We start from the raw sequence: 14945 nt of genomic DNA on the forward strand, positions 1-14945 counted from the left end.
TTGATTACGTGATTTTTATACCCCGCTTGTACTAAATAGTGATCTTTAGACTTGCATTGTGTAGAAGAGTTTCTCGTTCTGTTGTCAGTAAATTCCTGATACTAAGTCTTCTCAATTTTCTCTTCCTTTAGCTCCACGATAAACTCATTCGCCAACCTCGCAATGGTTTTTTTGCCATACCAGGCTTTCCATCGGCGGGTATAAATTGTTTGTTCGCAGTTAATTTCAAGATCTAAAAAACGTCTTTCTTTATTTGCAGAAAGTCTATATTCCGTATGCCACTCTTTGTACTGGCTGAATATCACATCCCCCAAATCATGCCTTACTATTCCTCGAATATGGTGATATCCTCTTTTCTCGTCCCTTTCATCCAGAAATTTATCTAATCCACCATCGTACAATTTATACCTATTTTCGGTATAATCGCTCAATTTTGCGTTCTGCATAACTACTCCCTTTTATTTTTTATTGATAATTCTGTCGTCAACTCTCTTCCTACTTTTGGCTGGCAAGCCCAACCCAAAAATGGAGAAGTGCATCCGTCAGACAACTTCCCCATGTAGGGATTTTACTCTCATTTTGATCCGTACTCTGCCCCTACAATTGTTATCCCACAATTAATGATTATTAGGATAAATAAAATTTAACTAATGGTTATTGCTATGTCCATAAAAGAAATTGAGAAAAAAGAATGGCAGAAATACTTTGACGAGTTTTCCAAAAAATATCTAAAGGATGAAGAACCGGAATACGTCGAAATTACAGTATTAGACGACTCTGCTGGAGCACAACTTGAATCGAACTGGATGCCATTGCGGGGTATTACCTATGATGATAATAATGATCTGCTGGAAATCGAGCTGGATAAGTTAAAACGACTAATACGTCATCCCGAAAAAATATATGTTGATGAAGCCGATGATGGCTGGCTGCTAAGCTTTGAGGTAATTCAGCGCGACGGTACCAAAGATATTATCGAAACACGATAACAGCCACCTATGCCTTCTCAATCTCCTTTAATGTTCCAGCCGGACTTGTTGAACCGGGATGCCAAAGAACTGGCTCGCAGACATACTTTTACCTATCAGCCAAAGGATTTCAATCTCATTAAACCTGAGCTGAAAAAAGCCAAAGAAACGCTTACCGAAGCGTACCGGATACTTGCTACATCAGTCAAGCAAAACAAGGATATCACTCCGGCTGCAGAATGGCTGATAGATAATTTCTATATCATCCAAGAGCAAATTTTACAGATTGAAAATGATTTTCCTCCGGAATTTCAGCGCAATATTCCTCATCTGAATACTGGATCTAACAAAGGTCTTCCGCGGGTTTATGATATCATTCAAAATCTGGCCCTCCATACCGATAATATTATCGATATTGAAAATGTTACGCGCTACGTTCAGGGATACCAGGAAGAGCTACCGTTAAAAACGGGAGAACTTTGGGCAATACCTATCATGGTGCGTTTGGTGTTGATACGACAACTCGCGGCAAAGGCAACACGAGTCCTAAAACGCAGAGAAATTAGAACCAAAGTTCAGACATTTACTTCTCGTTTAATGAAAGAGGAGTCCGAAGAGCCGGGACGAGTTTTGCGTCGGGTTATGGAATGGATGGATGAGCGCCCCGACGCATACGATAACCGGCTATTGCTTGTTGAGCTTGCCCACCAGCTGCAATCTTCGGGTTTGATTTCTGACGAGGAAAAAAGATGGTTTGAGTATCAACTGCGTTCTTTCGGCACATCGTTCGATGAGGCCATGAGAGACGAAGCCCAGCGACAGTCAAAACTGCAGGTAAGTATCACAAATGCCATTATTTCGCTGCGGGGAGCGTCTGAAACCGAATGGCAGGATTTCGTTGAAGAATCTTCAATTGTGGATCAAATTCTTCAGTTAGATCCTATGGGGATTTTTTCAGAGATGGATTCAAGGACCAAGGATCAGTATCGGAGTACTGTTGAACGTTTGAGCAGTTTGTCGTCATACACTGAAAGAGAGATCGCTGAGCAAGTACTGCTGCTAGCAGAAGCACATGAGGACTATTCCGGAAAAGATGCCAATGATATATTTGAAGATTATACCGCACTTAAAAAGCATGTCGGTTACTACCTGCTTGGCGACGGATATAACGAGCTGACGGAGCGTATTGACTATAAGATGCCTTGGGGAGAATGGGTGCGTCGGGAGCTGCACGAATCAGCAATATATTATATTGGCAGCATCACTGTTTTTACGCTGGTTTTATTAGCTATACTGTGGATTGCCACCGACGCCATAAGTTCCTCACTTCTTGTTTCTGTAAGCGTATTATTAGTGGGATTCTTTCCTGCCCTGGAACTTGCTGTTTCAGCTATAAATAGACTCTTTGTTTTTACCCTCCCACCGAGAGTACTGCCCAAAATGGAAATAGAAGAATATGTTCCCAATAGCGCCCGAACGATAGTGGTAGTACCGACACTGGTAAGTTCACCGGAGGATGTAGAACGTCAGCTCGAAAAGCTGGAAATTACCTCGCTGGCCAATCCCGACCCGGGATTGCAGTATGTGTTGCTTTCGGATTTTACGGATGCAGACCGTGAGCAGATGCCCGGGGATGAAGCCATACTTAAGAAAGCGGAAGAGCGTATCGCGGAGCTAAATGAAAAATATTCATCCAAATATGGGGACAAGTTTTTTATTCTCCATCGCCAGCGCAAATGGAATCCCGCAGAAGAAAAATGGATGGGATGGGAGCGCAAGCGCGGTAAGCTGGAGGAGCTGAACGCTGTTCTACAAAAATCCGCAGATATTTCTTCGTTTGAATATATATTTGGTGACTTTGAAGCTTCCATCAAAGATGATGCGGTGCGGTTTGTCATAACCCTCGATGCCGATACGCGTACGCCGCCCGACAGTGCTATTGATTTGATTCGCGTGGCTTCACACCCGCTGAACAGAGCTTGGTATAACAAGGAAAAAGATCGTGTTACCAAAGGTTATGGCATTGTTCAGCCGCGTGTCTCTATTCCACCCGATGCCGCTAATAAAAGTATGTTTGCCAGAATATTTTCCGGGAATGTGGGTATCGATCCCTATACGACCGCTGTTTCCGATATCTATCAGGACCTTTTTGGTGAGGCCGTATTTACGGGCAAAGGCATTTACGACGTACGTGCATTTCACGAAGTGCTGAACGAACGTTTTCCCGAAAACCGAATACTCTCGCACGATCTGATTGAAAGCAATTATCTGCGTGCGGCGCTAAGTACCGATATTGAGCTCTTCGACGAATACCCCACCAATTATTCGAGCTATTGCAAGCGTAATCACCGGTGGACCCGTGGCGACTGGCAGATCGCAAGCTGGATATTCGGCAAAGTGCCCGGTCCGAATGGAAAGACAGAAAACCCGATCAATCTGCTTTCACGCTGGAAAATTTTTGACAATTTGCGCCGATCGCTCAATCCATTCTTCCTCACGCTCTTTTTTGTTACGGGATGGTTCTGGCTGCCCGGTTCGGCTGTTATCTGGACCCTCGCAGCATTTGGAATTTTAGCGTTCCCGATTTATGTGAACTTTTCGACCGATATTTTTAACCGTCCGGCGCGCATTAAATGGAAACTCTATTTTGAAAAAGTGCGTGCCAATCTGAAAATACATACGGTCCAGGCTGTCTCGACAGCAGCCATTTTACCTCACCAGGCGTTGCTGCAGTTAGACGCTATCGGAAAAAGTTTATGGCGGATCTATATTTCGAAAAAGAAGCTTTTGGAGTGGACATCCGCATTCCATGCTGAAAAACACAGCCTAAATGGGCTAAAGTCATATTTTCGCACGATGTGGTTTTCGGTAGCACTGGGAGTGTTCATATTAGCACTGGGAATACTTACAAATCCGCTGGATTTGTGGATTATTATACCATTTTCACTTCTCTGGATTACAGCGCCTGTTTTCGCATGGTATTTTAGCAATAATGTTTGGGAGAAAGAACAAAAATTATCCGAAGAGGAAGAGCTAAAGCTGCGCACCTATGCACGTCGCACCTGGTTTTATTTTGAGCGACTGGTTACTGAGGAATATTCCTGGTTACCTCCAGATAACGATCAGGAAGATCCGCCGCTTGATCCCATTCCACGTACATCACCCACCAATATTGGTTTGACTCTGATCTCTACCCAGGCTGCTTATGAGATGGGATATATTACAGTCAGTGAGCTGTTAACCCGACTGGAGAATACACTTAATTCATTGATACAGCTGGATCGCTATAAAGGCCATTTTTATAACTGGTATGAAATCACATTGGGTGAAGCATTAAGTCCAAGGTACGTATCAACGGTAGATTCGGGCAATCTGGCCGCCGGACTTATTGTGATCAAACAAGCGGTAGGAGAGCTTTTGAAGAGAAAAGATCCTCATGCTGCTTTTTGGGATGGACTGCAAGACACGCTCGAAACGCTGAAATCAATTAGCGATGATCTGCAGGATGAATCAGCTCATTTTGATGAAATATGTGAAGATGTTTGTTCTTGTATAGAGGATATGATGGAGTTGTTACCCTCGGGAAAAGAGGTGCCCAGATCGGTTGCAGAGACGATGGAACTGTTGAAGGAGCTGAAAAAGCCTGCCCGTGATCTTTGCGGCAGAAATATTATGCAGCTGAGAAGCTCCCTGGGCGACCAGAAAGTAAATGACCTGCTCTATTGGCTCGAAAGTCCGCTGCGGCAAATCGAGAACTATCGGGAAGAATTGAAGTATTTTCAATACTCCGGGTCTGTCAACCTACTACATTCTTCTATTGCGGATCGATGGGAGGCTATTAACAACAACGGCAATCATACCAGAGAATATCAAATTCTAAAAAGATGGCGCAAGCAGATCCGGACTATACAAAAAGTCAGTGAGTATCTGGTTTCGGATATGGATTTCAGCTTTCTTTATAATAAGAAAAAAGGGCTGTTTAGCATTGGTTACAATGTGGAGAAGGCCGAACTCGACAAAGGTACCTACGATCTGCTGGCCAGCGAAGCACGGATATCATCCATCATAGCTATTGCCAAAGGGGATGTGCCTTCGGAGCACTGGTTCCGTTTGGGGCGCCGGCTGACCAGTCGCAATGAGCATGAATTACTGCTCTCGTGGGGCGGTACTACATTTGAATACCTGATGCCGCTTCTGTTTACCCGCTCGTTTCCAAACACCTTGTTAAGCCACACTTACGAGCACATAGTAGACTGGCAGCAGGAGTACGCCAAAACCTACGACCGACCCTGGGGCTTTTCCGAAAGTGCATATAACAGCCTGAATATGGACCTCCATTATCAGTATCGGGCTTTCGGTGCACCCGGCTTGGGATTAAAACGCGGACTGGCCGAAGATTTTGTCGTGGCGCCTTATGCCACCGTTTTATCCCTGATGATCGATCCTCGCAGCTCACTGGATAACCTCGAAGAGCTGCATGAAATTGGTGCATTGGGACTAAAGGGATTTTATGACGCCGTAGACTTTACACCCGAACATTTGAATGAATCCGAGACCTACAAAGTCGTTAAAACTTTTATGGCTCACCACAACGGCATGAGTATGACGGCCATGCTAAATGTGCTGAAAGGGTGGTCGGTGCATGACTATTTCCATTCTGATCCCCAAATAAAAGCGTGTGAACTGCTGCTGCAGGAGCGTATACCGCGCGGAGTGCCGGTTAAAGAGCCGTATCCGATTGACGTGGAAATGGAACCCGGGCAACAGCACGGGATCTCCTATATTGTTGATCATGCTGGCATTGCCAATCTAGATGATGCACCGCCCAGAGTACACCTGCTATCGAATGGTCGTTTTCACTCATTTGTAAGTCATGCAGGAACCGGAAATTCACGGTATGAAGATATAAGGTTAACAGGATGGAAAGCTGATACCACCGAAGATCCCCTCGGCACATTTATCTATATCAAGGATATCAAAAGTGGAGAATATTGGTCCGCTTTTCATCAGCCTGTAAAACGTAAACCCGATCGCTATGATACTTGGTTCCATAATGGTAAGATACAAACATCCAGAGTTGATGACTGGATTGAAACTACAACAGAAGTATGCGTTTCGCCCGAAGATCCGATTGAGCTTCGCAGAGTTACGCTTACGAATTATGGGGAGAAAGATAGAACGCTTGAGCTGACGAGTTATGCCGAGGTAGTTCTCAACGGCGCTGACGATCATGAATCTCATCCGGCGTTTTCTAAGCTGTTTGTGCAGACTGATTATTTGGCCGAGCATCACGGGTTAATGGCCTGGCGCCGGCCGAGGAGTGAGGATGAAGAAACGAAATGGATGGTACATATGATGGCCAGCCATGGTCTGGATAATCTGACCGAGCCTCTGCAGTATGAAACCGAACGCTCCGAGTTCATCGGTCGTGGCAGATCATTGGGAAACCCACAGGCTATGGATTCGGATCAGAAACTAAGCGGATCAATCGGGAATGTCCTGGATCCGGTTATGAGTTTACGGCGCGTGATAACACTGCAACCAGGTGAAAAGATGCAGATTACATTCGGTACTGCCCGGGCGGGTTCCGAAGAGGAAGCCCGGGAACTGGCAAATATGTTTGACAATCCCCATGCTGTGGAACGTGCTTTTGAATTAGCAACAATTTATAACTCGGTTCAGCTCGAGCATATTGGTATAAGCAGCGGGCAGTTTCAGTATTTCCAGAAGCTGTCGGCATACATGCTGTACAACAGCAATCGGTTCAGGGCAGGTTCCGATATCCTGATACAAAATCGACGGCTGCAGTCGGCATTATGGTCCTATGGAATCTCGGGCGATAACCCAATAGCAGTAATTCGAATCAGCACTACCGAGCAGCTGAAGGAACTTAAAAAGATGTTGAAAGGACACCTGCTTTGGAGGCACCGCGGATTGCAATCCGACCTGGTGATCATTAATGATCATCCGCCGAGCTATGCCGATGAGCTGCAGGAAGGCATACAGCGGGCCGTTGAGAACTTAAACAGTGGTCATCGGGGACACGGTGAGGGCGATATATTCATGCTTCGGTCGGATCGGCTTCCCGAAGAAGACCTGACGCTCATCCTGACGGTGGCTTCGGTAATATTTGAGGGCAAGCTTCCCAAGATCGCAGACCAACCGTCAAGTGACGAAATAACATCTTTTAGAAATAGCGGTGTAACTGGAACCTACTCATTGAGCACTGGCTCCCGAGAATCGGAGAAAGAGATTGATAGGAATGGGGAAGAGCTGGAATTTTTTAACGGGTTCGGTGGATTTACGAAGGATGGCAGTGAGTACCGGATTATCATTAAAGCGGATCCCGAAACAGAAACATTACAGTTTCCCCCGGCACCGTGGATCAATATTATTGCGAATGCTAACTTTGGATTTTTGGCCACTGAAAGCGGTGCAGGCTACACGTGGAGTCAAAACAGCCGTGAAAACAAGCTGACATCATGGTCGAACGACCCGGTGCTGGATCCTCATGCCGAGACATTTTATATCCGGGATGAAGATCGAAAAGTATACTGGTCGCCCACACCCGGACCGGCACCCGCCCCGGCAACATATGAGGTTTCACACGGGTACGGATATACTCGATATGAGCATCTGTCAAACCATATATATTCGGAACTACTGCAGTTTGTGCCAGAGGATGATCCCGTTAAAATTTCCAAGCTGAAAGTACGTAACAAGAGCAGCAAGACACGGCGACTTTCGCTGTTTAGTTATCGCGAATGGGTGCTCGGAATAAACAGAGAAGATTCGGTTCCTCATATCATACAGGAAGTGAATCCCGAAAAAAACACCATCTTTGCCAGAAATTACTACAATAACGAGTTTGCCGGACGTACAGCTTTTGCTTCGTGCGGAAGAGACGGTGATGATGAGGTTTCTTTTTGCACCGATCGTAAAGTGTTCATCGGGAGAAATAACTCGCTGGAATACCCGCTGGCGGTAACCGAAAGCGAAGAGCTGAATAATGGGGTGCATACTGGGGAGGATGCCTGCGCAGCCTTTCAGATGACAATCGAGCTGGAACCCGGGGAAGAGGTTTCCTGCATCGTTTTGATGGGAGAGGCCGACGATCGGGAAAAAGCCGAAGCATACATCCAAAAATACAGTGACGTGCAGCAGGTGGAAGAAGCCTATGAGAGAATAACCGACTATTGGAAAGAACGACTGGGGCGAATTCGCGTGCAGACACCCGATGAGTCACTGAATAAAATGATGAATGGCTGGCTGATGTATCAAAATATTGCTTGCCGTATGTTGTCACGTACGGGATTTTACCAGGCCGGCGGGGCGTATGGTTTTCGTGATCAGCTCCAGGATGCGATGGCGGCCTTGTATGTGGATCCACAAATGACGCGCGAGCAAATCTTGCTGCACGCTTCGCGGCAGTTTCCCGAAGGCGATGTGCAGCACTGGTGGCATCCGCCCACAGGAAGAGGTGTTCGGACGAAAATAACAGATGACCGCCTTTGGTTGCCATACGTTGTCGATTTTTATATAGAAGCAACAGGGGATGAAGAGATCCTGAATGAGAGGACTTCTTATCTGAAGGCCCGGGAACTGGAAGATCATGAACATGAAGTGTACCTACAGCCCAGGGAGTCATCGGATATTGATTCGCTGTATAATCATTGCGTCCGCGCTATAGATGTTTCCAGGAAATATGGTCAGCACGGGTTGCCGCTTATTGGAACGGGAGATTGGAACGACGGAATGAACCGTGTGGGCGATAAAGGCGAAGGAGAGAGCGTGTGGCTGGGATTTTTCCTTCATATCATTCTGAAAAAGTTTGCGAAATACAGCAAAAAATTGGGATATGATGAGAGGGCTGAAAAATATACCGACGAGGCTCGGGAGCTGGCAAAACATCTGAATAAAGAAGGATGGGACGGTGACTGGTATCTCCGGGCTTATTATGATGATGGTATGCCGCTGGGATCTGTCCAAAATGATGAGGCCCGTATTGATGCGATCGCCCAGGCGTGGTCGGTAATATCGGGTGTAGCTCCCGATAAGAAAAAGCACAAGGCACTGGCAGCTCTTGATACTCATCTGGTTGCGGAAGAGGACGGAATTATCCGATTGCTTACGCCGCCGTTTGATCAGACCGACCAGAATCCGGGTTATATCAAGGGATACATCCCCGGCGTTCGCGAAAACGGAGGTCAGTATACACATGCTGCCACGTGGGCAATAAAAGCGTTTGCTGAAAGCGGTTTCGGAGATAAAGCTGTTAAGTATTTACATATGGTGAATCCTGTAAATCATGCATTGAATTTGCCGCAAGTCCGTCGCTATAAAGTGGAACCCTATGCTGTTGCGGCCGATGTGTATGGGGAACCACCGTATATCGGGCAGGGCGGGTGGACGTGGTATACGGGATCGGCCGGATGGATGTATCGTGTGGCGCTGGAATCTATACTGGGGGTTCAAATCAGAAAGAATGCATTTGTCATTCGGCCCGCAATATCATCGGATTGGAAAGGATACAGTGTTCAGTGGAAAATGAAAGACGGAACCAGTTATCAAATCAGAGTGAGTAACCCGAATGGACTGCAAACCGGTGGGTTGGAAGGTACGGTGGATGATAACCCCGTGAGCTTCACTAACGGCAAGGCAAAAATAAGAATTGAGAAGGACGGCCAGGATCATTCCATCGATCTGCGTTTAGTGGGAATGGATTCAGATGAATAGTATCGACCGTTCCGAAGCAGGAGCTTCGGAACGAGGGATAAAGTTGAGATATGTAGGAGTATCTCTCACAACTATCTTCTTATTGACCGTACAAGATGTTAAAGCCTTAAGTTCTATAATAAGGTCAATCATTAGAACACCTGTCTTTTATATATAGTGAGAGGAGTTAGTTATGGATAAAATGAGAGTGTTTATCATTGATAAAGATATTTTGGTCCGAAGGGCGATAGCGAGAGTTTTGAACGATGAGCCCGTTGAGATAAAGACGAGTAGTGAGCTGGACAAGGTTGAGGAGTTAGTTCGGGATGTAAATCCCGATCTTGTGTTATTGAATATCGAGCAAGTGGCTGAATCCGGTTACGACGTTTTCCATATACTGCGCGTGCACTTCCCCCAATTGCCGGTTGTGGTAATAAGTTCTCGTTCATTTGAAGGAGCCCAAAGCGCATTTTACGCCCTTCGCAAAGGAGCAATTGATGTGATAACCACGCCTGTATCAAATACTGCTTTGTTGCTGTCAGGACGCCACCTTAAAAAAAGAGTGCCGCCTATTATTGAGGGGATCTCTCGTATAATCAGGAGTAGAAATGTTGACAGCTGGCTTATTGAAAAAACAAATAGGGAAGAACTAAAATCATCAGAAAATAAAAGCAAGTTCGACCAATCGATTAAGGTGGTTGTGATAGGCGGAAACATGGGAGCTCCAAAGGCCTTAAAAACAATCTTGAAAAACTTTTCGTCTGGTTTTCCTATACCTGTTGTTATCGCTCAGCACTTTCCCCGTTATTATACCAGCGTTTTAACAAAAGAATTAGCAGACAATACCAATCTTAATGTTCATGAAGCCACAGAAGAAGCCGATCTGTTGCCCGGCAGCGTATGGGTGGCAAGCGGGGGTACACATTGTGAAATACAACAAAGTGGTAACAGGTCTTTCCTAAAGGTTCATCGCGGTCCAAGAGAAAATGGAGTACGTCCTTCTATAGATGTACTGTTCAGATCGGCTGCACGATTATACGGGTCGGGGGTTTTAGGAATTTTGCTTAGTGGAGTTGGAATAGACGGAGTTGCCGGTGCTCGTGCTATTGATGAAAGTAACGGTCGTTTGATGGTACAGGATCCTGGCGATGCAATGGTTGATGAGCTGCCATTATCAGTAATAAGAAGTGAAATTACCGATGAATATTATCCTGCAGAGTTATTAAGTGATTATTTGACACACAAAGTTATCCGGTCTCATAAAAAGATGCGTTCGCCCCGATCATATCATTTCAACCTTTATAAACGAAAACCCGAGTACTTCCGGTCGCTGATATAATTCATCTATCTACAAGAAATATGAGCAGTCCCTCTACAGTAACCACCGGTATCACAGAAAAGGCATGGACTGCAACGGCAGAAGATGTTCTAGAAAAATTGGAAAGCTCGAAAGCGACCGGTCTTACCAATGAAGAATTTCAAAAGCGCCTGAGCTATTACGGTCCCAATGAGCTCAAAAAGCATCAGCAAAAAGGATTATTTCAGATATTGTTAGATCAGGTAAAAAGCCTGATTATTTTATTGCTGGTTTTAGCTGCGGCCGTTTCATTTCTTTATAATGAGATACTGGAGGGATGGGCTATTGCGGTAGTTATTGCTATCAATACGGCAATAGGTTTCTTCACCGAACTAAGAGCCGTCCGATCTATGGAAGCCCTCTACAAACTCGGAAAAGTGGAGGCCCGGGTGCGCCGCAATGGAGAAGTTCTTAATGTGGATGCACGGGATCTGGTACCGGGAGACATTGTATTGGTTGAAGGGGGAGACGTCATTACCGCAGATATGAGAATTATTGAGGCCTCAAAATTACAGGCGGATGAATCCGCTCTCACCGGCGAAAGTATGCCTATGAGTAAAAATGCAGATCCTGTTGATGAAGATACGGTGTTGGCAGAACGTACTTCTATGCTGTACAAGGGTACAGCCATCACGCGGGGTTCCGGTGAAGGGGTCGTGGTATCTACCGGACAGGAAACAGAGTTGGGACATATCTCTTCGCTGGTTGAAGAAGCTGAAAAAGAGCAGACGCCTCTCGAGGATCGGCTGGACCGTCTCGGCTATCGGTTAATCATATTGACGCTGATAATCACTGCTTTTATTACAGTAAGTGGTATTTTTGCAGGTAAAGAGACATTCCTGATGATCCAGACAGGGATTGCACTGGCGGTAGCCGCCATTCCAGAGGGATTACCCATTGTAGCTACTATTGCCCTGGCAAAGGGGATGCGTATTATGGCGCGAAAAAATGCGTTGATTCGACGCCTGTCCTCGGTGGAAACACTTGGCGCAACAGAGACTATTTTTACAGATAAGACCGGTACGCTCACTGAAAATAAAATGAGTGTCACCCAGCTGTTTTTAGCCGATAGAAAGATAAATACAGAATCTTTCCCAGAGGCTGAAGAGTTGGATAGTGATCTGAAATTGGCTCTCGAAACTGGTGTTCTGTGTAACAACGCCACCTTTTCAGGAAATCAGGATGGCGGAGGAAGTGGAGACCCGCTGGAAATAGCACTGCTCGAAGCGGGCCATCTTTCCGGTATAGAACAGAATGAATTACAGGAACGATATCCCGAAAGACGTGAAGAGGCATTCGATCCGGAAGTTAAGATGATGGCGACGTGGAATGAGATTGAGGATGACTGGTATCGGATTTCGGTCAAGGGGGCACCAGATACATTGCTGGAGTATTGTGATTTTTATCTGGCTGATGGACAAAAACGTAAGTTAACCGGTGAGGAAAAGGAAAAATGGTTGTCCATCAATCAGCAGCTGGCGGCCGAGGGTCTCCGTGTTATAGCCATTGCCTTCCGGGAGACAGAGAGCATTGAAGGAGATCCATACGAAAACCTGGTTTTTATCGGGATGGCGGGCTTGCTCGATCCACCGCGCAAAGACGTGAAACCTGCTATGGAAGCATGCAAAGAGGCCGGTATCCGTGTGGTGATGGTTACGGGCGACCAGCCTCAAACAGCCGAATATATTGGTCGGGCCGTGGGATTGGTCACCGGTGATGAGGTAAAAGTTATTCACGGAAAAGAACTGCCTTCGGCGAATGAGGTGGATCTATCGGCTGATGATTCAAGTAATATCATGGAAAGCAATATTTTTGCTCGTATCAGTCCTAAGCAAAAGCTTGATCTTATAGAGCTCTATCAGAAAAATGGTCATACGGTTGGAATGACTGGTGACGGCGTAAATGATGCTCCGGCGCTAAAAAAAGCGGATATCGGCATTGCCATGGGAAAACGCGGCACTCAAGTGGCTCAGGAAGCATCAGACATGGTGTTGACAGATGATGCTTTTTCTACTATTGTCACCGCTATTGAACAGGGGCGTATTATATTTGGTAATATTCGCCGTTTCGTCTATTACCTGTTGTCATGTAACGTCAGCGAGGTGCTGGTAGTGGGTATAGCTACAATAGTGGGTGCTCCGCTGCCAATACTGCCGTTGCAGATCTTGTTCTTGAATCTTGTGACCGACGTCTTTCCCGCTCTGGCTCTGGGAGTGGGAGAAGGTAACCAGGGAATTATGCAGCAGCCGCCGAGAAAGTCTGATGAACCGATCCTTGACCACAGACACTGGAGGGGGATTGCAGGTTTTGGTTTATTGATAACCGGAGCTGTACTTGGAGCTTTGTTCATCGGTATATACTGGCTGGATATTTCTTCTGAAAAAGCGGTTACGCTGAGTTTTCTGACATTAGCTCTATCACAGCTCTGGCACGTTTTCAATATGCGCGATAGTAACAGTAAGATTTTTGATAATTCCATCGTTCGAAATCGCTGGGTTTGGGGTGCGGTTGTGTTGTGTTTAATATTGATACTGGGTGTACTTTTCATTTCGCCTGTCGCAGATGTAATGCAGCTGACAATTCCTACCCGTGAAGGATGGTTGGTAGTAGCTTTTATGAGTATTATGCCGTTGGTGATCGGACAGTTACAAAAGATAGTATCTTCTTATTTTAAAAAGAGAACAGCAGATAAAGAATTGTGATTATGCTAGATCGTTTACAGTGTCTATCTTTATAGCTAATCAACAACAAACCATTTACATCTTTATGAAAGGATCTTTAAATCTGGGAAAAATTGCAGGAATCGGGGTTAAAGTTCACTGGACGTTTATGTTGCTGATACTGTGGGTTGTTTTCCTGGAGCTGACCCGGGGAGGCAATCTCCAATCAATTCTTTGGAGTATCTTTTTCGTACTGGTATTATTTGCTTGCGTTGTTTTTCATGAACTGGGTCATGCACTTACGGCACGAAAGTTTAAAATTGGGACACGTCAGATAACCCTGCTTCCGATAGGTGGGGTGGCTAGTTTAGAGGACATGCCCGAAGATCCCAAAGAAGAATTCATGGTTGCTATAGCCGGACCAGCTGTAAATGTGGTAATAGCGCTGGCACTTTACCTAGTGGTACCAATGGAAGAGTTTATGACTCAAGATCCGGAGATGCTGGAAGAGACGATGAGTGCTATTAATGCCAATAATTTTCTGTTCTATCTTTTCTCTGCAAATGTAATGCTGGTGCTGTTTAATTTGATTCCCGCGTTTCCAATGGATGGCGGCAGAGTTTTTCGCGCGTTGCTGTCTATGAAATTTGATCGTGTCACAGCCACACAGATGGCTGCCCGACTGGGTCAGGGGGTAGCTTTCCTGTTCTTCTTGATCGGGTTGCTTTATAATCCGATACTCATCCTTATAGCCATTTTTGTTTATTTTGGCGCGCAGGGAGAAAATATGATGGTGCAGCAGCTTTCGTTGTTAAGGGGCCATAAAGTAAGTGATGCTATGATGACAAATATTACTACAGTCCACCCCGACGAAACTCTGAATGATGTGATCGATATTATCCTGACCGGTACCGAGCGCGACTTTATAGTCATAGAACATGGAGAGGTCCAGGGTATTCTTTACCAATCTGATTTGATGCAGGCTTTTAAAAATAGACAGGCGGATAAAAAGGTGGAGGAGATCATGGACGATGAAGTTTATACGGTAGAGCTATATGATGATCTGACTGATGTTTATCGGAAAATACGTTCGAATAGTAAATCTTTTTTTCCTGTCATGTATAACGGACAACTAGTAGGTGCCATTGATATGAACAATATCAATGAATTTATGACTTTCCGTGCCTCACTGGATTATTAGTAAAACAACTCTGCATTCCAATTGCGAAATTGATTGTAAACAGT

General features: G+C 45.5%; 6 protein-coding genes. 5 read left to right on the plus strand and 1 reads right to left on the minus strand.

Going from position 1 to position 14945, the window contains the following annotated elements:
• Nucleotides 1-101: 101 nt before the first annotated feature.
• Nucleotides 102-446 (minus strand): hypothetical protein, encoded by a 345-nt coding sequence (locus tag ACT3ID_RS04265; RefSeq protein ID WP_491540751.1) that lies wholly within the window; start codon nucleotides 444-446, stop codon nucleotides 102-104.
• A gap of 216 nt (nucleotides 447-662) precedes the next feature.
• On the opposite strand from ACT3ID_RS04265, the gene ACT3ID_RS04270 reads away from it, so the two are divergent.
• The 5 genes from ACT3ID_RS04270 to ACT3ID_RS04290 all read left to right on the plus strand — a co-directional run bounded on the left by ACT3ID_RS04270 (nucleotide 663) and on the right by ACT3ID_RS04290 (nucleotide 14901).
• The gene (locus tag ACT3ID_RS04270; protein ID WP_491540752.1) at nucleotides 663-989 is read left to right on the plus strand and encodes a DUF5335 family protein; all 327 of its coding nucleotides are present in this window, start codon (nucleotides 663-665) and stop codon (nucleotides 987-989) included.
• Between the two features lie 9 nt (nucleotides 990-998).
• A complete protein-coding gene (locus ACT3ID_RS04275) occupies nucleotides 999-9704 on the plus strand; it encodes a GH36-type glycosyl hydrolase domain-containing protein (RefSeq protein ID WP_491540753.1) in 8706 nt (2901 codons plus the stop codon).
• A 172-nt stretch (nucleotides 9705-9876) separates the two neighbouring features.
• Nucleotides 9877-11022, plus strand: coding sequence for a chemotaxis protein CheB (locus ACT3ID_RS04280; protein WP_491540754.1), 1146 nt, complete (start codon nucleotides 9877-9879; stop codon nucleotides 11020-11022).
• Nucleotides 11023-11042: 20 nt separating this feature from the next.
• Nucleotides 11043-13742 carry a cation-translocating P-type ATPase gene (locus tag ACT3ID_RS04285; RefSeq protein WP_491540755.1) on the plus strand — a complete coding sequence of 900 codons (2700 nt, stop codon included), beginning with the start codon at nucleotides 11043-11045 and terminating at the stop codon, nucleotides 13740-13742.
• 64 nt (nucleotides 13743-13806) lie between these two features.
• A complete protein-coding gene (locus tag ACT3ID_RS04290) occupies nucleotides 13807-14901 on the plus strand; it encodes a site-2 protease family protein (protein ID WP_491540756.1) in 1095 nt (364 codons plus the stop codon).
• Nucleotides 14902-14945: the final 44 nt, after the last annotated feature.

It is taken from the genome of Fodinibius sp. GM108 (genome assembly GCF_058386985.1).

What these genes read in the sequence shown, in the direction of transcription:
- ACT3ID_RS04275 (WP_491540753.1), top strand. Translation starts at nt 999, where the DNA reads ATGCCTTCTCAATCTCCTTTAATGTTCCAGCCGGACTTGTTGAACCGG.
- ACT3ID_RS04290 (WP_491540756.1), top strand. Translation starts at nt 13,807, where the DNA reads ATGAAAGGATCTTTAAATCTGGGAAAAATTGCAGGAATCGGGGTTAAA.
- ACT3ID_RS04265 (WP_491540751.1), bottom strand. Translation starts at nt 446, where the DNA reads ATGCAGAACGCAAAATTGAGCGATTATACCGAAAATAGGTATAAATTG.
- ACT3ID_RS04270 (WP_491540752.1), top strand. Translation starts at nt 663, where the DNA reads ATGTCCATAAAAGAAATTGAGAAAAAAGAATGGCAGAAATACTTTGAC.
- ACT3ID_RS04280 (WP_491540754.1), top strand. Translation starts at nt 9,877, where the DNA reads ATGGATAAAATGAGAGTGTTTATCATTGATAAAGATATTTTGGTCCGA.
- ACT3ID_RS04285 (WP_491540755.1), top strand. Translation starts at nt 11,043, where the DNA reads ATGAGCAGTCCCTCTACAGTAACCACCGGTATCACAGAAAAGGCATGG.